Genomic DNA, 20,586 nt, shown 5'->3' on the forward strand with positions numbered 1-20,586 from the left:
AAGCCTTGAATAGGCCATTCGTGAAGAGGAGAACACCGATGAAAGCACTTTCACTCCTGGCAATGTTGAGCGCCTCCGTTGCCGGACAAGCCTTTGCGATAGAGACCGGGCCGGTTTCGGCCGAACCTGCGGCCAAGACATTCACCATCGGCAGCATCAAGGTGACGGCGCTGCGGGATGCTCAGTTCGTTGCAGCCAATGACGGCAAGCTTTTTGGCATCGGGATCGGACCGGAGGCCGTTTCCAAGGTGCTGAAGGCAGCCGGACAGCCGACGGACCGCGTTACGCTCAGTGTCGACGGGCTTCTTGTGCAGTCCGGCAGCCAGAAAATCCTGATCGATACCGGCCTTGGGCCATCGGCGCACGGTGTTCTGCTGGAAAGCCTCGCCAAGGCCGGGAGCAAGCCCGAGGACATTTCCGACGTACTGATCACCCACGTTCACGGCGATCACATCGGCGGACTGGTAAAGGCAGACGGTTCTCTTGCATTCGCCAACGCGACGATCCGCATTTCAGCGCCCGACTGGACGTGGCTGCAGACCCAGCCGAAGATGGCTGCGCTGGTGACCGCCATCACGCCCAAGGTGAAGACCTTCGCACCGGGAGACAGCGTTGCCGAGGGCATCACCTCCGTGCCGATCAAGGGACACACCCCGGGTCATGTCGGCTATCAGATCGTTTCCGGCAAGAAGCGGCTTCTGGACATCGGTGACACCGCCCATAGCTCCATTGTATCGTTAGCCGAGCCCGATTGGGCGATGGGCTTTGACAACGATGCAGTCGAGGGCAAGGTCAGCCGCCGGGAAGTCCTGTCGCAACTCGCCAAGGATCACGAGCTAATCTTTGCACCCCACTTCCCGTTTCCCGGTGTCGGCCACATCGTGGCAGTGGGCGATCACTTCGCCTGGAAGCCGCAAAAGTAAACACGTTTAGCCGGCTCCACGCTTAGGTTTACCAAAAGCCGAGGCGGCGTGGTCTGGAATGCGGGCACTTCCCCGCATTCCACCTCGCTCAGACAGCCGCTTCAGTAGCCTTTGCCGGCCAGGTATCTGTCGATGATGTCGATGAAGGCGTCGATATCGGCGGATGTCGTCCTGTGGTTGACGATTGCGCAGCGCACTGCCAGCTCGCCGCCGACCGTCGTCCAGGACGGGGCAGCCAGGCCGGATTGCTGGAGGTCGAGCACCAGATCCCGGACAAAATCGGAACCTGCCCCGCGAACACCGAAGCAGACGATGTTCAAGGCGACCGGTGCCCTGAGTTCCAGCAGCGGGTGCCGCTCGATATGATGGGCAAGATGGGATGCCAGTTCGCAGGTATGCGCAATGGAACTGCCGATGCGCTCTGTGCCGAGCATTTCGATCGTCATCCAGGTCTTGAGCGCCCGAAAGCCGCGCGACAGATCGGGGCCGAGATCGCAGGGCCAGGTCTCACCGGCCGCAAGGCCGCGATCGGCGCGCTGGAGATAGGCCGCCGGCTGGGCAAAGGCCCGCTTATGGGCGGCGCCGTCCCTGACCAGCAAAAATCCGGCATCATAGGGAACATGGCCCCATTTGTGGAAGTCCAGCGCCACAGAGCTTGATTTCTCGATGCCCGCAAACAGGTCTCGCAGATCGTGCGAAAGCACTGCCAAAGCGCCGATAGCGCCGTCGACGTGGAACCATAGATTTTCCTGGACAGCGATGTCGGCAATGGCAGAGAGCGGATCGATGGCCCCGGTATTAACGGTGCCGGCGGTGCCGACGACGAGAAACGGCAGGTGTCCGGCGGCCCGGTCGGCGTCGATCATGGTACGCAAAACGCCGGTCTGCATTCGTCCGTCAGCGTCGACAGCCACCATTCGCAAATTGGCCGAGCCTATGCCGGAAAGCTCCATTGCCTGGGCAATGCAGCCATGGGCTTCGCTCGAGGTATAGGCGACGAGTTGGAGGTCGCGATTCCGCAAGCCGTTTTGGCGGACGGACTGGCCGAGCGCCTCGGTTCTGGCGATGATCACAGCCAGGAAGTTGGCCATGGAAGAGCCGGTGAGAAACAGGCCGCTGGCGCCTTGGGGATAGCCGAGGGCCTCGCTCATCCAGCGGACGATCTGTTGCTCGACCTCCAGTCCGACATGGTCGCGACCGCCACAATTGAGGTTCATTCCGGCGGCGACGATCTCGGCCACCATACCGACGGGCGTACCCGCGCCATGGACCCAGCCCATGAACAGCGGATGCAGGTTGCCGGTGCCGAAGGGAAGGATGTGGGTGCGCACGTCATCGAGGATGTCGCCGAGTTCGCGAGGGTCTGCAGGCAACGGACGGGCAAACCGGGCGCGCGTTTCGGCTGCCGGCGGTTGCCAAACCGGTCGCTGCCGGACGGTCTCGATATGGCTGATCATGTCGTCCAGCATGCCGTGGGCGAGCGCGCGAAATTCACTCCAGTCCAGCGGGTCGAGGCTGGAGCGCTCAGCCGTTCTATCGCCGCGCGTATCCGCTTCCGGCATCAGAGAGCCCGGACATGGTGAAGGACGGCCGCCAGCTTGTCGAACACCGCGTCGAGCCGCGATTCCACCGGATGGAATGCCTGGTGCAACGGCAGAGCAGCTGCCATGCGGGCCGAGACATCAAGCACGTCGCCCGCTGATGCAGCGACCCTGAGGACCGTGCGAGATCCAAGCCGGACGGCTTGGCCAAGATGGCAAACCGGACCGTCGTCGCGCTCGCGCATGAGCAGGTGGATCATCTGCGAGTGCTCGAAGGAGGCAAAGCCGCCGGTGCGGTTGGAGATCGTGAAGGGCACGATCGTTCTTGCGTCGAGATGGGCGCCCTCATCGTTGGCATGCAGGCGGATACCGGCGACGCTGTCGATACGGGCGCGCACCAGTTTCACGAAATGGGCCTTGATGAGCGCCTGCTCGTCGTCCTGGATGACGGCGTAGCGATCGAGGGCGGCAGAGGCCGCCACCCATCGAAGGCCGAGACCGAGATTGAAGTGCGAGCCGAATGTGAAATCCATCTTTTCCCGAAGTGCCGATGGCCAGTCATGGGCTGCCGTATAGGCCGAGAGGCCGGAAGGAATAGCGCTGCAGGTGGCGAGGGTCTCCCCGAGAGACGTCGGCACGAGGAGAGCGCCGGAAAAGGGTGGGCCCCCGACAAATTTCGAGCCAGTCAGTACGACGAGAAAACCGTCGGCAAGATCCTGCCGGATATCGGACGCCGAGCAGCGGAACTGGCAGGCATCGACGATCACATGCACGCGGCCGGGGGCAAGCAAAGCCGCATGCCGGGCTGCCTGCCGCGTCACGCCGGACAGGCCTGTCTTCGATGTATCGAGCACATGGACGAGCACGTCGCGGTCGCGTTTCAGCTCCCGTTCGACGGCGGCGATCATGGCATCGTCGATCTCCTCCTGACGACGCGGTTCGCCTTCGCCGTTGCGGATGGCCACGGTGCACACCTCGATCCGCTCGGGATCCAGGCCTTCCAGCGGCTTTCCGGCTTCGACGGTGCTGCCGAGGGCAGCAAGATCCGAATAGTGGCATCCGGATGCAGCCCGGGGCACGCCGCTGCCGGTCTCTTCCGGCGCAACGAGAATATTGGTGAGGGGCCGCGCGGAAAGCCCTGCAAACAGGCAAAGGGCCATCAACTCCGCGTCTGTCCCGGAGGCTGCCAGAATGATCGTGGCGTCGGTACAGCCAAGGCTGGTGGCGATGCCCTTACGGATATCGGCAAACCATCGGTCGATCGCAACCGGATCTGCTGACTGGCGATCGACGAGCCGCTCGAGAGCGATCCCGGCCGCGCGGAACCCGTCGCCTGATACGTTGCTGGCCGTCGTCGACGAGAACGAAATTTCGTGCTCGGCGGGCGTCGTCAGTGTGCCGTAGCGGTTCCGTCGATGGACGGGATCGGGCGAAATGCGCTGGTCGCCGCCAGCCCCGAGTAGCAGCGGAACGGAGGCGAGCGATTGCCCGAGAAACGCTGTTTCAGCCGGCGTCGATGACGGGTCGACTGGCATCGGTAGGATTAGACGCTGACTTGCAGCCATGATGGTCTCCGGAATTTGGCTGCGAACGACGGCTTCAGAGGATCGGCTCGTCGACCGCCACGGCGCCGGCGATATAGGAGATTTGCATTTCGTGCTGGATCAGCGGCGCAAGATCACGGGCGCGCTGGGTGAACTCCAGCCCGCAACGGTCGACATATGCGCGGTCGACGCGTGCGCTCGAGCCGGGGTCGATGATCTTCTCGCCGTCCCAGAAGACCGCATGCCCGGTGTCGGGGACCGTCGGTGAGACGACGCCGATGATCCCGGGCTTGTCCCACAGCATGTAGATACCGCTGAGCAGGACGAGGCCGCATGCGTTGGCGACGCCGCGCATGATGGAGTGGCTCATTGGGCCGCCCAGAGGGAACCGGGAATCGCTTTTGACCGCCATGTCCTGGATGTCTTCGTAGGTCCTGCCGGTAAACATCGCCAGCGCGCAGATCAGGCAGTCGTCGTCAGTCCTTTGGTAGACAGCCGGTTTTCCCGTATGGGCACAGGTGACGTCGGAGGCGGAGGTCGCGCGCAGCATGCGATCTCTCAGGGCGCCTTCGAAGGCTGCGAATAGCTTGGTCGTCGCCTGCTTCTTGTAGGGGAAGACCTTTTCGGAATCCATCGAGTGGACGATCATGGCGACGTCGGCTTCGAACATCAGCAGACGTCCGTCCGACAACTCGGCGCAATCGATGGCGAAGTAGTCAAGCCCGAAGCGGCGATGCAGGGCGTCGAAGGCTGCTGCGTGGCGGACGGCGAAGTCGGTGTCGAAATTGGCCATCCAGCGGCCTTCTTCCTCGCGACGCTCCGCATGCTCAGCCATGCCGGCGCTGAGGTAATGGACCATCCAGTGGTCGGAAATCGCCAGGTGGCTGGCATAGGCCTTGCCATTGATGAACGCGATGCGCTGTTTGCGGAACTTTCCGTCCTCGTCGCTGTAGTCGATGAAGGGCGTCAGGTAGAATTCGGTGTCGGCGTGCGCGGCGAGATAGCCCGAAAGCTCCCAGCGGGCCGAGATTTTCTCCATGCCCTTGCCCGCATGCGTGCCGTGTGGCCGGACGATGATCGGAAAGCTCGTTGCGTCGAGGATGGAGCCTAGTTCGATCTCGCCAGCAGCGAGCCGCTGAAGCTTTTGACGATCGACGCGAACGGTTGCAGGCGCGAGAACCCAGCGCTCGTCCCTGAAGGCATTGGAAACGCCATCCCTGGAAAGATCCATGATGGACTGCGGCGCATTGTTCAGGATCGGTCCCGACCAGTCGCGCAAAAGCCGCTTGAGGTTTTCGAGGACCGGGAGATTGTCCGTGGATTCACCAACCGCGACGAAGGCGACGTCATGTGCCGGGATATCGGAGAGATCCCGGGTTTCCGCGTCGACGTAATAGAGCAGGAGGTTGGTATCCGAATGCTCGAGCAGAAACTCGATCGGCGTATTTGCCATGAAATCGCCAGCCGTCATGAACACCAGAATGTCCAGGCCTGTGCCCTTGCCATTCTGGATCCGGTACTGGCGGCTGATATCGAGGGCAGCCTTCTGGCTGATGACGGCCTTTTCCTTCTCGCCCACCGTATGCAGGACGATCGAGGCATCCATGAAGGCGGCAGCGTCGCCGAGATCGGCAGAAGCCCGCTCCAGCAGCTGGTTCCAGAGGGGCGTGATGTCTCTCTGCTCATAGATCGCCCGCACGATCGGCGCCTTGCCGATGATCAGGTTGGGGTCCGCAAATGTCTGGATCTGAGCCGCTGCACCAATCAAACTCTCAAGCCTTCCACTATGCGGCGCGCCCCGCCTTGCCCGGCGTGGTTCCGCTTTCAGATACATGTTGTCACGATATTCGCTCCCAGCGCTTGCGCGAGCCTTGTCCGGGCTGCCTGAGCTGACGAACGATCGGATCGCCGCGTTTCAAAGCGCGCGCTCTGCTCGTTCGCGATTCGCAAGGACGGCCTTCCCCCCATGTCCGGTCGGAGGGCTCAAGGGCCCGAAATGCGTCTTCCGGGTGACTATTACAAAACGTAGTCGTGCTAGCCGTTTTCTAAATGTGTTTTCACAGCCGCGTCGCCGGAAATCGGCTCTTCCAGCGGCCCCGTTTGGCGAGACGGAAGTTGTGCGGCCGCACCCTTTCGCCATAGCCTTGGTCCACGGGCGAAAGCTCCGGATAAAACAGGCTCCCACCTAGCAGGCTTCAGACCGTATCGACCCTCTCGATACAAGCGACCTGCACCGAAGAAATGGATTTTAAAGATGATGATTAAGGGTCTTCTCCTTGCATCGGCTGCCGCCCTCTCGGCATTCTCGGCTGCCAATGCAGCGGACGCAATTGTTGCAGCTGAGCCGGAACCGCTCGAATATGTTCGCATTTGCGATGCCTACGGCGCCGGTTACTTCTACATTCCAGGCACGGAAACCTGCCTGAAGATCGGTGGCATGGTTCGTACTGAAGGCGAGTGGAAAGATGCCTACCAGCCTGATCACAAGATCGGCACGCTTTGGCACACCCGCGCTGAACTCAGCCTCGACACTGCCAGCGACACCGAATACGGCGCGCTGAAGACCGACATGGTCATGCGTTGGGATTCGCAGGAAGGCGACAACTCCACAAAGCTGCTGTTTGCCAACATCAGCCTCGGCGGCTTCCTCGTCGGCAAGGCCGACTCGCAGTTCTCGTCCTATCCGGGCTATGCTGGCGACATCATCCAGGACGACGTGGTTTCCTACGGCCCTGGACCGACGAACACCGAACTCAACCAGCTGACCTACACGTTTGATCCGGGCAATGGCTTCACGGCTCTCGCTTCGATCGAAGACAGCAATTCGAGCGGCGACACCTACTACGACTCCAGCTTCACCCAGAGCAACGGCAAAAGCTGGCAGATCTCCAAGAACGACCAGTACGTTCCAGACGGCGTTCTGGGCTTCGGCTTCAAGTCGGGCGCATGGGGCATCAAGGTTGTCGGCGGCTACGACTCGATCGTAAAAGAAGGCGCCATCAAGGCTCGCGTCGATGCCGATTTCGGCACCTTCTCGGCATTCCTGATGGGCGGCTGGAACACAGACGGCGACAAGCTCAACAAGTACGCTTCGGGCTATGTTACCGACGGTGCTTGCCCTGCAAACAAGGAAGAGCTTTGCGGCTGGGGTGACTGGGCAGTCTGGGGCGGTGGTTCTGCAACCATCAACGACAAGCTCAAGGCCAACGTTCAGGTCGCCTACACAGACTCGAAGATCTTTGCCGCTGCTGCAAACGTCAAGTTCCAGCCAGTCAAGGGCCTGACCGTCGAGCCTGAAGTCGAATACACCAACTGGGATTCGACAAACGAACACTCCTGGGCTGGTATCCTGCGTTTCCAGCGCAGCTTCTAATAGACAGCTTCTTTAAAGCAGTCTGAGCATGGCCCGGCTTTTGTCGGGCCATGTTTTTTGTGGTTCACAACGCATGACCGGCGTGCCACCGCGGCGGCTTTGCTGAACGGCATGACGCACGCCGTTTTATTAATGTGCACAAGCAGCCACGTCTCGCAGAAGATGTGATCCTGGTCGTGCTGCTAGCGCAGGAATGCGTTGCCGAAAACTTATGCTAGGCTAACAGTAACGATGCTACGCGCGACATTCCCTGCCGCTCAACGTAGCACACCAATTGGATTGACCTCCAATGGCGGAGGCCTGGTCTCCCTGGCCAGGCCTCTTTCTCCCCGCTAGATCCGGGTGAACCTCGGGCCTTCTGCAAAGCTGCCTCCAACGGTATGTTGGCTATCGGCGATCAGCTTGCGCCGGAAATGACCATCTTTCTCCGACGAAACACTTTAACCCCGCTGCAATATATATTCGGCAAAATGCATAAACAGCGGCGGGAGATGTATTCCGACGATCGGCATGAAGCCATTTTCCGTTTCCGGGAGTAGCTCTGTGCAATCACTGCGCCGAAATCGCGCCAAGGTCGAAGCAATCCTCTGGATTGCGACATTCCTGGTGATCTACGGGCTGGCCGTTCATTACAACGGGCACGAGGCCCTCGATACATTTTTCCGCGAAAACGAGAAATACGATTTCGATGAGGTCTTTACGGCCCTGAATATCGGCGGCGCCCTGGGTCTGATCTATTCGCTGGTCCGCATAAAGGACATGGCGGAAGAAATTCGCCGGAGACATGCCGCCGAGAGACATGTCGACTGGATTGCCTGCCACGATCCCCTGACCGAGCTCCCCAACAGGCGTTTTCTCGGCGCGGATGCGGCGACACGAGAAAACCTTGCCTGCAAGGATGGATACGCAGTCTTCAGCATCGACCTCGATGGCTTCAAGAAGATCAACGACCTTCTCGGCCACGATTACGGTGACCAGGTGCTGAAGATCGTGGCGGAGCGGCTTCGCTACATTTTTCCGGATGCCAACGTCTATCGCCTGGGCGGCGACGAGTTCCTTGTCATCACGGAGAGGATGGGAAATCCCGATCTTGTCGCGGTGGGAAACCGCATCGTCAGCAATATCTCGAAGCCGATGTCCATCAACGCTGCAAACGTCGACGTGGGCGCCAGCGTCGGCATCGCGCGGATCCCCGAGGATAGCGCCACCTTGGCGGAGGCTATCCAGCAATCCGACTGCGCGATGTATGCCGCGAAGAAAACAGGCCGCAACGGCGTCAGGACCTTCGTACCCGCCATGCAGACCGAGCTTGAAAAGCGCGTCCAGATGGAAGCCGACCTGAAGCGCGCCATGAAGGCGGGAGACATCCGTCCGCACTACCAGCCGCTGGTCGATCTCAAGACCCGGGAGATCGTCGGTTACGAGGCGCTTGCGCGATGGGAGGTCTCGCCGGGACGATTCATTCCGCCCAGCGACTTCATTCCGCTCGCCGAGGATAGCGGCCTGATTGTCGAACTGACCGACAGTCTCTTTCGAACGGCCTGCCGGGATGCTCTGTCCTGGCCAGTTGATACCGTGCTGTCGTTCAACATCTCTCCCGTCCAGCTCAGCGACAGGCTGCTGGGGCTTCGCCTGATGCAAGTTCTAGGAGAGGTCGGCCTTCCCGTCCACCGGCTGGAACTGGAGGTGACGGAAAGCGCGCTCATCCAGGATCCCGAGGCGGCCCGCTATGTCCTCGATCAGTTCACCAAGGCCGGCATCAAAATCGCGCTGGATGATTTCGGCACCGGCTATTCCAGCCTATCCCAACTGTCCGCATTCCAGTTCGACAAGATCAAGATCGACAGGAGCTTCGTCGCGACCTTCGAAAACAGCGACAAGCAGGACAAGGTCGTCAGGGCAATCATCTCGCTGGGCAGCGGGCTCGGCATCAAGATCACGGCGGAAGGCATCGAGGAGGAGAGCCAGCTCCAGCGGCTGCAGGCCCTGGGCTGTGACATCGGCCAAGGCTACCTGCTAGGCAAGCCGCAGGCGATAGCCCAGCCTAACCTCATCCTCCCAAACGAGCGGCCGCAGACATCGTCCTCCCGCTGACTTCTGAGTACGATCTCACGGGCATGACGGGGTCATGCTCCTAGTTCCGTTTTGTCTCCGAGCGCACCCTGATGGCAAATGGGACGCAGGCCAGGGCGGCGAGGGTCAGGATGGCCACCATTGCCCATGCCTCATTGATGGACTGGGTGAGCGCTGCCTTCTCGACCAATGGCTGCAGCATGGATCGCGTGGCGTCGTCGATAGGTCCTGACGGGCGGGAGGTGAACATGTCGAGCGGTATGCCGACATAGGTCGCCGTGGCTACGTCTCCGGCGGCAAGCTTTTCCATCAATGCCGTACCGTGGCCCGGCGAGCGGCCGTAGATCACCGTGTCGATCAAGGCGAGGCCGATAGCACCGCCGAGGTTGCGCATCAGATTGAAAAGACCGCTGGCGTCGGGAACTCGGCTTTCGGGCAGGTTGCCGAGGGCAAGGCGCGTCGGTGGAAGCAGGCAGAACATGATCGCCACGCCACGGATGACCTGGGGCCAGAACATCGCGGCGGAATCGCTGTCCGGCGTCTGGAACGCGCTCATCCCGAGGCCGACGGCAAAAAGTGTGAACCCTGCTGCGGAGAGAAGTCGCGCCCCGACGCGCTGCTCGAGAAAGACGGCGATCGGCGCTGTCAGCAGTTGGGCCACACCGGTGACCAGCATGATGGTGCCGATTTCGAGCGCATTGTGACCGCGCACGAACGCCAGGAAAACCGGCATCAGATAAACCGATCCAAACAGTCCGATGCCGAGAACGAAGCTCAGGATGCAGCCGACCAGGAACGACCGGTCGGCGAAGTTTCCGAGGTCGACGATGGGCACCCCGGCTTTCAATGTCCGGCGCACGAACATCGAAAGGCTGGCGAGGCTGAGCACCAGCAGGCCCAGCACGAGGCCGGACAGCCATCCGCGCTGCGGGGCTTCTTTGAGGGCAATTTCGAGGGCCGCGAGTGCCACGGCCATCGCGAGCAGCGACACGAGGTCCAGAGTTTTCAACGTGCCCAAGCGCATCGTCGACTTCGGCAGCAGGAAGCCGGCGATACCGGCCGACAGGATGCCTGGAATGATGTTGATCAGAAACAGCCAGTGCCAGGAATATGTTTCGGTGATCCAGCCGCCGACGACCGGGCCGACCGTCGGGGCGAGAACGGCAAGAACGCCGGCGATGGTGGTGGCTATACCCTGCCGCGCTACCGGGAACAGGATGAAGACGGCAGAAAAAACAGCCGGAATCAGCGTGCCTCCGGAAAAACCCTGCAGCACCCGCCAGGCTATCAACTCCGAAAAGCTGTCGCTGGCGGCACAACCGGCCGAGGAGAGCGTGAACACCGTGACGGCAAGCACGAACAGCCAGCGCATCGTCAGGGTACGCGTCAACACGCCGGTCAGCGGGATCGCAATCACCTCCGCGATGAGATAGGCGGTCTGCACCCAGCTCATCTGATCCTGAGGAATATCGAGTGCGCTCTGGATGGTCGGCAGGGATGTCGCCACCACCTGGACATCGAGGATCGCCATGAACATGCCGACACACATGACGATAAAGCCCAGCCAGGTGGCCGTGCCGGTTGCAGTCACTTGAGATTGGCTCACTTTCGATCCTCCGCACGCCGTTCGTGCGCGATGATTGATATGGTCGGATCATGGCCGTTGGCAATGGAGGGGCGGCGATGGCGATCTGACGCGTCAACGGAGTCCGGGCTATCTTACGGCTACGTCCGGTGGCGGACGGATTTGATTTTCAATCTTGCTAACGGCGGTCGTCGTTCCATATCGTCAAGTTCGCGAACCATTTTATCAGCGTTCGCCGTTGAAAGCTTCCATGACGCGCATCGCTATTATCGGCTCCGGCCCGACCGGCATCTATACGCTGAAGGGTCTGGTAGGCTCGCCCGAGCCGCTGTCCATCACCATCTTCGAGATCGAGCCGGATCCGGGCAAGGGAACGCCCTATCATCCGGCATTGAACGACCAAGCGATGCTGTCGAATATCGCCAGCATCGAGCTGCCGCCGATCTGCGAGACGCTGGTTGCCTGGCTTCGGCGTCAGAGCGACGCTGGGCTGGAGAGACTGCACGTGTCGCGAGACGCAATTGACGAGCGCGAGTTCTATCCGCGCGTGGTTCTTGGTGAGTATCTGCAGGCTCAGTTCTCGCAGCTCGTGCAGGCGGGGAAGGAGCGGGGGCATAGGATCGACATCAAGCCGCGCCACCGCGTCATCGACATCGCGTTGCAGGTTGACGACATTGCCCTCGTGGCTCAGCGGCCGGATGGGACGCAGGCCGATTACGGGTTCGACCACGTCGTCATGGCGACCGGCCACGACTGGCCTGACAACATCGAGATCAAGCCGGGATATTTCATGTCGCCCTGGCCGGCAGTCAATCTGAAGTCGATCGGCAATTGCGCCGTTGGCATCCTCGGGACATCGCTGAGTGCAATCGACGCAATGGTGACCGTGGCGACGGCGCATGGCGCATTCTATGTCGATGCCAGCGGTTTGCTCGAATACCAGCAGGCCTCCGATTCAGAGGGCTTCAGCATCACCATGATGTCCCGCAAGGGGCTTCTGCCGGAAGCCGACTTCTATCACGAGATCCCCTACCTTCCCTTGCAGTTCTGCACGAATGAAGCGATCGACGCCTTGCTGGCGACGGGCCGTGGCAACTTGCTCGACGATATCTTCGACCTGTTCAAGGCCGAACTGCTCGCCAACGATCCGGAGTATTCGGCGAGTATCGGCCTGTCGCTGCGGACGATCGAGACCATCGGACCCGCTTATTTCGCAGAGCGCGAATCCCGCGATCCTTTCGCCTGGGCGGCACTGAACCTTGCCGAAGCGGCGCGCAACAAGCAGCAGCGCCATACCGTGCCATGGCGCTATGCGATCCTGCGCATGCACGAGGCGATTGCCCGCGCGGTACCGCAGCTGGACAGCGAGGACCTGAAGCGGTTTCACAAGCACTTCAAAAGCATTTTTATCGATGACTATGCCACCGTGCCGCATGAATCCATCAAGAGGATATTGGCGCTGCGGCGCGCGGGAAAGCTGGATATCGTTGCCCTTGGCGACGACTACGAAATCGACAACGAGCGGGTCGAGCGCGGTGCAGAGGTCACTTACGACGGCAAGACACTAACCTTCGGCGCCTTCATCGACGCGACGGGGCAGCATCCGCTATCGGTACGGGACATTCCGTTTCCAACCCTCCTGAAGCAGGGCGTCATTCGCAAGGCAGCCACCAGTGCCGCGTCATCGATCATCATGCCGGACGGTCACCAGGCCGTGGTGCGGACCGGCGGCATCGACCTGGATGACGCTTTCCGGCCGAAATTCGAAAGCCCGGTATCGAACAAGCTCTATTGCGCCGCAATCTCGTTCCTGCTGCACAAGTTACCCTTCGTCCAGGGCATTACCAGTGCAAACGATATCGGTGGCGTGGTCTCCGCTGCCATACTGGCCGACAGTATGCCGGGTAGCGCCAAACCGGAGCTGCTGGCCGCCGGCTGACATTCCAGCTTCAGGAGTCGAGCCGGAGCTTCAGTTGCTGTCCCGGCTTTTCAAGATAGTGCTCGAGCGAACGACCGAATTGCAGGCGGGAGTAGGTTTCCTTGCGCTGTCGTGCGGCATGCTCGCGCGCAGCTCTTGATTTTGCGACGATTTCGAGAGTCTTCTGAATGACGAGGTTGGCACTGTCCATCTGCACGTCTCCATTTGTTCTCTTTATGTTCTCATTTTTCGCGAGGTATGTCAATGCATGCCGAAGCAGGCGTTTCGCACGCCGGTCTTAAGGCTGGAAGGCCTTATGCCGACTGCTGCGCCAGGAAGGATTTTGCAGTTTCGATTGCCGGGCGGCAGCTTGGCACTGCGTCCGACAGGATGCGATCGGGTGCGGTGCCGAGGACCCAGATGTCGAATGCCATGGATACGAGCGGCAAAGGATTTGTGGTGGCGTGGTCGGTGATCACCTGACCGGCGCTGGTCGTGCAGGCCCTGACATTGGCAACGACCTCGTAAGGCACGTTGGCCTTTGCAAGGCGGCTGGTAATCTCGGTTTGAAACGGGTCGAGGATAAGGAGCTGCACGAAATAAAAAACGAGGGCGCTGAGCATTTTGGTTTCCAGTTGGCCGTGACGTGCGATCCGACATCGCACAAGCAGCCAAAAGCTTGCACCAGAGGGGCCCGGATCAGGGTAGTCCCTATGTAGGAAGCCTGGAGCGATCCGCAACACGGGGGCAAGCGTTCCGGCCATCTTGACCGTTCGGCAGGCGTACCAGTGCCCATCGGTTTTCATCGTCTGCTACGAGGTATATAGGACCGGGGCGCTCGTCCCAAGAATGCCTTCGTTCAGGTAGATGTCAGGAAAATCGCACATTGTTTTCTGCTGCATTGTCAGGGTGCAGCCGGCCTCGTGCCGCACGCCCGGGCATGCCATTTTGGAGACCTTCTTTGAACGATCGTAACACCGAAAACGCGCGGCCCTTCGGTCGGCCCGTGCTGGGAAGCGTGACGCTTTGCTTCCTGACGACGCTCTATCTGCTGGTCGTCACAAACTGGACGTTCTGGCAAAAGGCCCATGGCTACCTGACCGGAAATGCGCTCGCCTTCACCGCATTCGTCATCGGCATCTCCGCGCTTTTCATGGCCGTCGTCACATTGTTCTCGGCGAAATATGTCACGAAGCCGATCCTGATCTTCTTTGTCCTGGTATCGTCCGCCTGTTCCTGGTTCAACGACCAGTTCGGGGTCGTCATCGACAAGGACATGATCCGCAACGCGGCCGTTTCGACCGGCGCCGAGGCCGGGCACCTCATTACCTTCCGATTTGCCCTTCATCTACTGCTGACAGCCTTGCTGCCGTCGCTGCTGATAATCTGGGTGCGTATCCGCCACCGGACAATCCTGCCGAAGCTGGCGCAGAACACGGCGATCATCCTCGGCTGCCTTGCTATCTTTGCCGGCGCCGGCATCAGCTATTACAAGGTCTTTGCCGGCGTCGGGCGCGCCCACCGCGATATCCTGGCTACCCTCAACCCGTTCATGCCGATCAATAATGCCGTCAGCTACGTCGTGTCGGCACAGAAGGATGCGCATGTCGTCGCCGAGCCCCTGGGGACGGACGCCCACCGGGTCAACATCGATCCCTCCGGCAAGCCTCGGGTGACGATCATCGTTGCCGGCGAAACCGCGCGCGCCTCGGATTTCTCGCTCGGTGGATATAACCGCGATACCAATCCCGAGATGAAGAAGCAGGACGTCGTCTATTTCCCCAACACGACCAGCTGCGGCACGGCGACGGCGACGTCAATTCCCTGCATGTACTCGATCTACCCGCGCGCCGACTACACCCATCGCAAGGGGCTGCAGACCCAGAATCTTCTGGATGTCCTCAGTCATGCCAAGGTGGACGTCTCCTGGCTGGACAACGACACCGGCAGCTACAACGTCACCGACAGGGTGGCCTACGAATACCTGCCGAATTCCAAGGATCCGCGCTTCTGCAAGGATGGCGAATGCCTGGATGCGATCCTTCTGGACAAGGTCGATGCCTGGCTCGATCACGTCAAAGGTGACAGCGTGCTGGTTCTCCACCAGCTCGGCAGCCACGGACCTGCCTATTTCCAGCGCTATCCCGAGGAGTTCCGACGCTTCACACCGGATTGCCGCGCCAACGATTTCGGTGCCTGTACGCCGGAGGAGATCACCAACGCCTACGACAATACGATCCTCTATACGGACCACGTCGTCTCGGTCGTCATCGACAAGATCAAGCAGCGCGCTGCCAAGCTGGATGGTGCCGTCGTCTATGTCTCCGATCACGGAGAGTCACTCGGCGAGAATGGTATCTACCTGCACGGCACGCCCTACTTCATCGCGCCGACGCAGCAGACGCACGTGCCGTTCCTGGCCTGGGTATCGGACGACCTGTCGAAATCTGCCGGCTTCGATATGAAATGCCTCGGGCAGCACGCCGACGGGCAGTATTCGCACGACAATTTCTTCCATTCGATCCTCGGCCTTATGGATGTCTCCACCAAGGTCTACAATGCGAAGATGGATGTTTTTTCCCAATGCCGCCGGCCCGCCGGCGCGCTCGCCAGCGCTGGATGAGAGCTCAGTGGCAGGCAAAGCACAGAGAGAAACGCCCACGGACAGTGGGCGTTTCTGGCCTTTTGGGGGGTGGCTCAGGCCTTGAAGAAGGCCAGCAGGTCGGGGTTGAGAACGTCGGCGTGCGTCGTCAGCATGCCGTGCGGAAAGCCCTTGTAGACCTTCAGCGTACCGTTCTTCAGGAGCTTGACCGACAGCATGGCGGAATCGGCGATCGGCACGATCTGGTCGTCGTCACCATGCATGACGAGGACGGGAACGTCGATATTCTTCAGGTCATCGGTGAAGTCCGTCTCGGAGAAGGCCTTGATGCAATCATAATGGGCCTTTGCCCCGCCCATCATGCCCTGACGCCACCAGTTGTCGATCACGCCGGGATAGGTCTTGGCGCCATCGCGATTGAAGCCGTAGAACGGGCCGGTCGGAACATCCCGGTAAAACTGGGCCCGGTTGGCAACGAGTGCCGAGCGGAAGCCGTCGAAGACCTCCATCGGCAGGCCGCCGGGATTGTTCTCGGTCTTGAGCATGATCGGCGGTACGGCACCGACGAGCACTGCCTTAGCGACCCTGCCGTTTCCGCCATGCTTTGCTACATAGCGGGCGACTTCGCCACCGCCGGTGGAGTGACCGATGTGAATGGCGTTCTTCAGGTCGAGATGTGCAACCAGCGCTGCGACGTCGGCAGCGTAGGTGTCCATTTCGTTGCCGTGATCCGTCTGGCTGGAACGGCCGTGGCCGCGGCGATCATGGGCGACGACCCGGTAGCCCTGGCCGAGGAAGTAGAGCATCTGGGCATCCCAGTCGTCTGCGCTGAGGGGCCAACCATGGTGGAACACGATCGGCTGACCCGTGCCCCAGTCCTTGTAGTAGATCTGCGTGCCGTCCTTGGTCGTGAAGATGCTGCTGCTCATGGTCGTTCCCTTCGGTTGTGAAGCTTTGGGTGTTGCTGCGTCTGCAGTTGCAACCAATGGCATGGTCGCTGCTGCAGCGGCAAGGCCCAACCCGGCGGTCATCACGCCACGGCGTGTCGTGTGATTATTCGAAGCCATCGTTCTGCTCTCCTGATAAGTGAGATCGCAAAAATATTTATCGCGATAACGAATTCGTAGATAAAAAATTTTGGCTAGTCCAGTCAAAATCGATATCGCGACATTATTTTTAATGATATCGATATTTGCTTATAAACGGGAGATGACGACTTTGAGCCAAGCGCTCCTGCCATTGGATGACCAGCTGTGTTTCTCGCTGTATGCGGCAAGTATTGCTGTCAACCGCACTTACAAGCCGATGCTCGATTCTATGGGCATTACATACCCGCAATATCTGGTGCTGAGCGCGCTCGGCCAAGAGGATGGCCTGACGGTGGGCGCGATCGCCGAGCGGCTGGGGCTGGATTCCAGCACAATCACCCCGCCCGTCAAGCGCCTCGAGGCGGCAGGCCTTGTGGAGCGCCGGCGCAGCAAGGTTGACGAGCGTCAGGTCCATGTCTGGTTCACCCATGCGGGGCAGGCGCTGCTGAAAAGATGCAGCTGTCTGGCGGAGACGCTCCTGCGGAAGTCGGGCATGACGCTTGAGCAGGTGCACGCTCTGAACCGGCAGGTTCGAACCTTGCGCGCCGCACTGGAGGCAGAGGAACAGCTCGGCACAGGCTCGCAGTGAATATGATGACTTCAGTGGGAATATTGTGACAGCGGTGCATTGCACTATATAAATAGCAGAGCCTTCCGGAAGACGATTTTCAATCTTTCCTGTTGACGGCTGCGCTGAAACAAAAATTGTCACCCAACGGTCGTTCTTCGTTGTAATATGGTGGAAGAAATGAATGAGGTTTGATTTGTGGCAGTTCTTTCAGACTACGCAGGGCAGCATCATCCTCGGTGTCCTGTTGGGCGCCGGTAGTATTGCAACAGGCGTCATGCTTTCCAGATCTCTCTTATGGGCGGGTATCCGACGCCCGCAGCGGGTCAACCGCAGGCGGGAGGAACGTATGCTGGCCATGCGGGTCGTGCTCGCATTGGACGATCTGGTCGGCGGCTGCCACAGTGCAGCAATAGACGCACCTGAATTCAACCCGTCTGATGCCGGCGATTTCGTCCTGCACACGGAGGATCCACGCCTGATCTTGCCGAAGGATGTTGACTGGAGCCTCCTTTCTCCAGAGCTGGCCGAGGAGGTCCTCTGGATGCCGAACCGCCTGCGCAACATACTCGACGCGCTGGAATCGCTCGACGTCAACGCGCCCGAATTCGACGACTTTTTCCTGCATCGGCAAGCGGATTTTTCGAAGCTCGGCCTGCGTGCGATGGATATCATCGACACCCTCTGTGCCGAATATGGCATCGAGGCGCCTGAGCGTCCTCTCTACTACGATCCGCGCGCGACCTTCGAGGAAGGTGTCGCACTGGCCGTGGACTTCACGGATCGCCGTCGCAAGTCGCAGAAGAATGCCTCGACCGGGCGCTCAAACGTGACGCCGCTGTTTGGCAATGGCGGTATCGAAGCCAAAACCGTCAAGCCGTCGGACAAGGATCCGATCGCCTGAGCATCTCATATATGACCATCGAAGAGGCCACCGGCAAAGCATAGTTCCTATGCAGCGCCGGTGGCCTCGGCGTTTTCTGGATGGTGTGCCTCACCCTTCCCGGTTGACGCGGAAACTGAAAACCTGCAACAGCCTCTTCACAACCGTGCCATCCGGCGCAGCACTCTCTGGACTTTGCCCGACGATGATACGTATCGAGAATATCAGCAAGCAGCTCAGCCATCGCATCCTGTTCATCGAGGCATCTGCCGCCCTCAACAAGGGTGAGAAGGTTGGGCTGGTTGGGCCGAACGGCGCCGGCAAGACCACGGTCTTCCGTATGATCACCGGCGAGGAACATCCCGACGAAGGTCAGGTCGCCGTCGATAAGGGCGTGACCATCGGCTATTTCAACCAGGATGTCGGCGAGATGCACGGTCGCAGTGCCGTTGCCGAAGTTATGGAAGGTGCCGGCCCGGTCAGCATCGTCGCCGGCGAACTGCGCGAACTCGAAGCTGCCATGGTCGATCCCGATCGTCTCGACGAGATGGATGAAATCATCGAACGCTACGGAGAAGTCCAGGCGCGCTACGAAGAGCTGGACGGCTATGCGCTGGAAGGCCGCGCCCGGGAAGTGCTGGCTGGCCTCAGCTTCAGCCAGGAAATGATGGACGGCGATGTCGGCGGGCTGTCGGGCGGCTGGAAGATGCGCGTGGCGCTCGGTCGCATCCTGCTGATGCGCCCCGACGTGATGCTGCTCGACGAGCCGAGCAACCATCTGGATTTGGAAAGTCTGATCTGGCTGGAGGAATTCCTCAAGAACTACGAGGGCGCATTGTTGATGACCTCGCACGACCGCGAGTTCATGAACCGCATCGTCACCAAGCTGATCGAGATCGACGGCGGCACGCTGACGACGTTCTCCGGCGACTATGCCTTCTACGAGCAGCAGCGGGCGCTCAATGAAAAGCACCAGATGGCGCAGTTCGAACGCCAGCAGGCGATGCTTGCCAAGGAAATCAAGTTCATCGAACGCTTCAAGGCGCGCGCTTCCCATGCTTCGCAGGTGCAGAGCCGGGTGAAAAAGTTGGAAAAGATCGACCGTGTCGAGCCGCCGAAGCGCCGGCAGGTCGTCTCCTTCGATTTCGCGCCGGCGCCCCGCTCCGGTGAAGACGTGGTGAACCTGAAAAACGTCTACAAGAGCTACGGTAGCCGCAGCATCTATGCCGGCCTCGATTTCATGGTCCGCAGGCGCGAGCGCTGGTGTGTCATGGGCATCAACGGTGCCGGTAAATCGACATTGCTGAAGCTGGTTACCGGCTCTACCGATCCGGACGAGGGTGCGGTTGCACTCGGCGCCAGCGTCAAGATGGGCTATTTCGCCCAGCACGCCATGGACCTGCTCGATGGCGAGCGTACCGTGTTCCAGTGGCTCGAGGATTCCTTCCCGCAGGCGGGGCAGGGGCCTTTGCGGGCGCTGGCCGGCTGCTTCGGCTTTTCCGGCGACGATGTCGAAAAGAAATGCCGGGTGCTGTCAGGCGGCGAGAAGGCCCGCCTTGTCATGGCAGCGATGCTGTTCGACCCGCCAAACCTGCTGGTGCTGGACGAGCCCACCAACCATCTGGACCTCGACACGAAGGAAATGCTGATCAAGGCATTGTCCGAGTACGAGGGCACGATGCTGTTCGTCTCGCACGACCGCCATTTCCTCGGCGCCCTGTCGAACCGCGTGCTGGAAGTCACGCCCGATGGCGTGCAGCAATATGGCGGTGGCTACACGGAATATGTGGCGCGCACCGGCCACGAGGCCCCCGGCCTGCACGGCTGATCAGGGTTCGCGGACGTCGTGGGAGCCGGCAGCTTGGGCCGCCTTGATAAACCTGCGGTCGAACGTCATCATGGCTTCACAGCTGCCGATTCTGCCCAGATGGAGGGCATCGGCGAAATCCATGCCTTGCTCGGTGCGATCGAGCGCCCGCGCCACCAGCGCTGGACTTTCTAGCGTCACCCGACGCAGGCCGGCGAAGGCCCGGAGCGCCGCACAAACCTGCTGCGGCTGATAACTGTAGACGCTCCGCAGGACCCATTCGCATTCGAGCATGACAGTTGTTGCGACGAACACATCCTTATTCTCGACAAGGCTGCGTGCTTTCGTCGATTGCTCTGGATGATCGCCGGTGAGGTAGCGAATGATGATATTGGTATCAATCGCCAGCATGGCGACGCCTTGCCTCGGCGATGATGCCCGCGTCCATATCCTCTATCGATTTCGAGGTGCCGGCATAGGCAAGCGATCCGAAAACCTCGTCTGGCTCGGTGGCTGCGAAATGCGGTGCCGCGCGTAAAAGCACACCGTCGGCGGTTTCCTCGACCACCAGGCGCGTGCCCGGCTCCCACTGCTGGTGCAGACGCACCGCCTTGGGCAGGATGACCTGCCCTTTGGTGGACACGACGGTTGTCAGTTTTTCCGGCACGGCCATCACAAGCT

Annotated in this window: 17 protein-coding genes; 8 read left to right on the forward strand and 9 right to left on the reverse strand. The window is 60.4% G+C overall.

Annotated elements, in window-relative coordinates:
• Positions 1–38: 38 nt before the first annotated feature.
• Complete coding sequence (locus J5289_RS23570) at positions 39–923, forward strand: MBL fold metallo-hydrolase (RefSeq protein WP_209207137.1); 885 nt, start codon at positions 39–41, stop codon at positions 921–923.
• 101 nt (positions 924–1,024) lie between these two features.
• Here J5289_RS23570 and J5289_RS23575 read toward each other — a convergent pair whose 3' ends face one another.
• Genes J5289_RS23575 through J5289_RS23585 form a run of 3 tightly spaced genes read right to left on the reverse strand, consistent with a single transcriptional unit; the run spans position 1,025 to position 5,776 of the window.
• Positions 1,025–2,485 carry a pyridoxal-dependent decarboxylase gene (locus tag J5289_RS23575; RefSeq protein WP_209207136.1) on the reverse strand — a complete coding sequence of 487 codons (1,461 nt, stop codon included), beginning with the start codon at positions 2,483–2,485 and terminating at the stop codon, positions 1,025–1,027.
• Entirely contained in the window at positions 2,485–4,029 is a 1,545-nt protein-coding gene (locus J5289_RS23580; RefSeq protein ID WP_209207135.1) for a hypothetical protein, read from the reverse strand. Before J5289_RS23580 ends, J5289_RS23575 begins: the two co-directional genes overlap by 1 nt.
• 34 nt (positions 4,030–4,063) lie before the next feature.
• Positions 4,064–5,776 carry a RimK family alpha-L-glutamate ligase gene (locus tag J5289_RS23585; RefSeq protein WP_209207134.1) on the reverse strand — a complete coding sequence of 571 codons (1,713 nt, stop codon included), beginning with the start codon at positions 5,774–5,776 and terminating at the stop codon, positions 4,064–4,066.
• A 486-nt stretch (positions 5,777–6,262) separates the two neighbouring features.
• Between J5289_RS23585 and J5289_RS23590 the strand changes: the two genes are divergently transcribed.
• Complete coding sequence (locus J5289_RS23590; RefSeq protein ID WP_142830867.1) at positions 6,263–7,381, forward strand: porin; 1,119 nt, start codon at positions 6,263–6,265, stop codon at positions 7,379–7,381.
• 543 nt (positions 7,382–7,924) lie between these two features.
• A complete protein-coding gene (locus tag J5289_RS23595) occupies positions 7,925–9,475 on the forward strand; it encodes a bifunctional diguanylate cyclase/phosphodiesterase (RefSeq protein ID WP_143123156.1) in 1,551 nt (516 codons plus the stop codon).
• 40 nt (positions 9,476–9,515) lie between these two features.
• Here J5289_RS23595 and J5289_RS23600 read toward each other — a convergent pair whose 3' ends face one another.
• A complete protein-coding gene (locus J5289_RS23600) occupies positions 9,516–11,060 on the reverse strand; it encodes a DHA2 family efflux MFS transporter permease subunit (protein ID WP_374108313.1) in 1,545 nt (514 codons plus the stop codon).
• Between the two features lie 229 nt (positions 11,061–11,289).
• Between J5289_RS23600 and J5289_RS23605 the strand changes: the two genes are divergently transcribed.
• Positions 11,290–12,978: an FAD/NAD(P)-binding protein gene (locus tag J5289_RS23605; protein ID WP_209207133.1), complete on the forward strand. Its 1,689-nt coding sequence runs from the start codon at positions 11,290–11,292 to the stop codon at positions 12,976–12,978.
• A gap of 10 nt (positions 12,979–12,988) precedes the next feature.
• Here J5289_RS23605 and J5289_RS23610 read toward each other — a convergent pair whose 3' ends face one another.
• Both J5289_RS23610 and J5289_RS23615 read right to left on the reverse strand, forming a co-directional pair.
• The gene (locus tag J5289_RS23610; protein WP_209187736.1) at positions 12,989–13,168 is read right to left on the reverse strand and encodes a hypothetical protein; all 180 of its coding nucleotides are present in this window, start codon (positions 13,166–13,168) and stop codon (positions 12,989–12,991) included.
• A 103-nt stretch (positions 13,169–13,271) separates the two neighbouring features.
• A complete protein-coding gene (locus J5289_RS23615; protein WP_209187737.1) occupies positions 13,272–13,580 on the reverse strand; it encodes a hypothetical protein in 309 nt (102 codons plus the stop codon).
• Between the two features lie 317 nt (positions 13,581–13,897).
• On the opposite strand from J5289_RS23615, the gene J5289_RS23620 reads away from it, so the two are divergent.
• On the forward strand, positions 13,898–15,580 hold the full coding sequence (locus tag J5289_RS23620; protein WP_142830873.1) for a phosphoethanolamine transferase: 1,683 nt from the start codon (positions 13,898–13,900) through the stop codon (positions 15,578–15,580).
• Positions 15,581–15,654: 74 nt separating this feature from the next.
• Here the strand turns inward: J5289_RS23620 and J5289_RS23625 are convergent, their stop codons facing one another.
• Entirely contained in the window at positions 15,655–16,488 is an 834-nt protein-coding gene (locus J5289_RS23625) for an alpha/beta fold hydrolase (protein WP_224128462.1), read from the reverse strand.
• A 280-nt stretch (positions 16,489–16,768) separates the two neighbouring features.
• Between J5289_RS23625 and J5289_RS23630 the strand changes: the two genes are divergently transcribed.
• The 3 genes from J5289_RS23630 to J5289_RS23640 all read left to right on the forward strand — a co-directional run bounded on the left by J5289_RS23630 (position 16,769) and on the right by J5289_RS23640 (position 19,926).
• A complete protein-coding gene (locus J5289_RS23630; RefSeq protein ID WP_209186497.1) occupies positions 16,769–17,236 on the forward strand; it encodes a MarR family winged helix-turn-helix transcriptional regulator in 468 nt (155 codons plus the stop codon).
• A 163-nt stretch (positions 17,237–17,399) separates the two neighbouring features.
• A complete protein-coding gene (locus J5289_RS23635) occupies positions 17,400–18,119 on the forward strand; it encodes a hypothetical protein (RefSeq protein WP_142830877.1) in 720 nt (239 codons plus the stop codon).
• 184 nt (positions 18,120–18,303) lie between these two features.
• Complete coding sequence (locus tag J5289_RS23640) at positions 18,304–19,926, forward strand: ABC-F family ATP-binding cassette domain-containing protein (protein WP_111218564.1); 1,623 nt, start codon at positions 18,304–18,306, stop codon at positions 19,924–19,926.
• On the opposite strand, the gene J5289_RS23645 is transcribed toward J5289_RS23640, so the two are convergent.
• The gene (locus J5289_RS23645) at positions 19,927–20,316 is read right to left on the reverse strand and encodes a type II toxin-antitoxin system VapC family toxin (protein ID WP_209186397.1); all 390 of its coding nucleotides are present in this window, start codon (positions 20,314–20,316) and stop codon (positions 19,927–19,929) included.
• Entirely contained in the window at positions 20,303–20,578 is a 276-nt protein-coding gene (locus tag J5289_RS23650; RefSeq protein ID WP_111218560.1) for an AbrB/MazE/SpoVT family DNA-binding domain-containing protein, read from the reverse strand. The genes J5289_RS23645 and J5289_RS23650 overlap by 14 nt, the downstream gene beginning before the upstream one ends.
• Positions 20,579–20,586: the final 8 nt, after the last annotated feature.

Source organism: Rhizobium sp. B230/85 (assembly GCF_019355735.1).
Taxonomy (GTDB): domain Bacteria; phylum Pseudomonadota; class Alphaproteobacteria; order Rhizobiales; family Rhizobiaceae; genus Rhizobium; species Rhizobium rhododendri.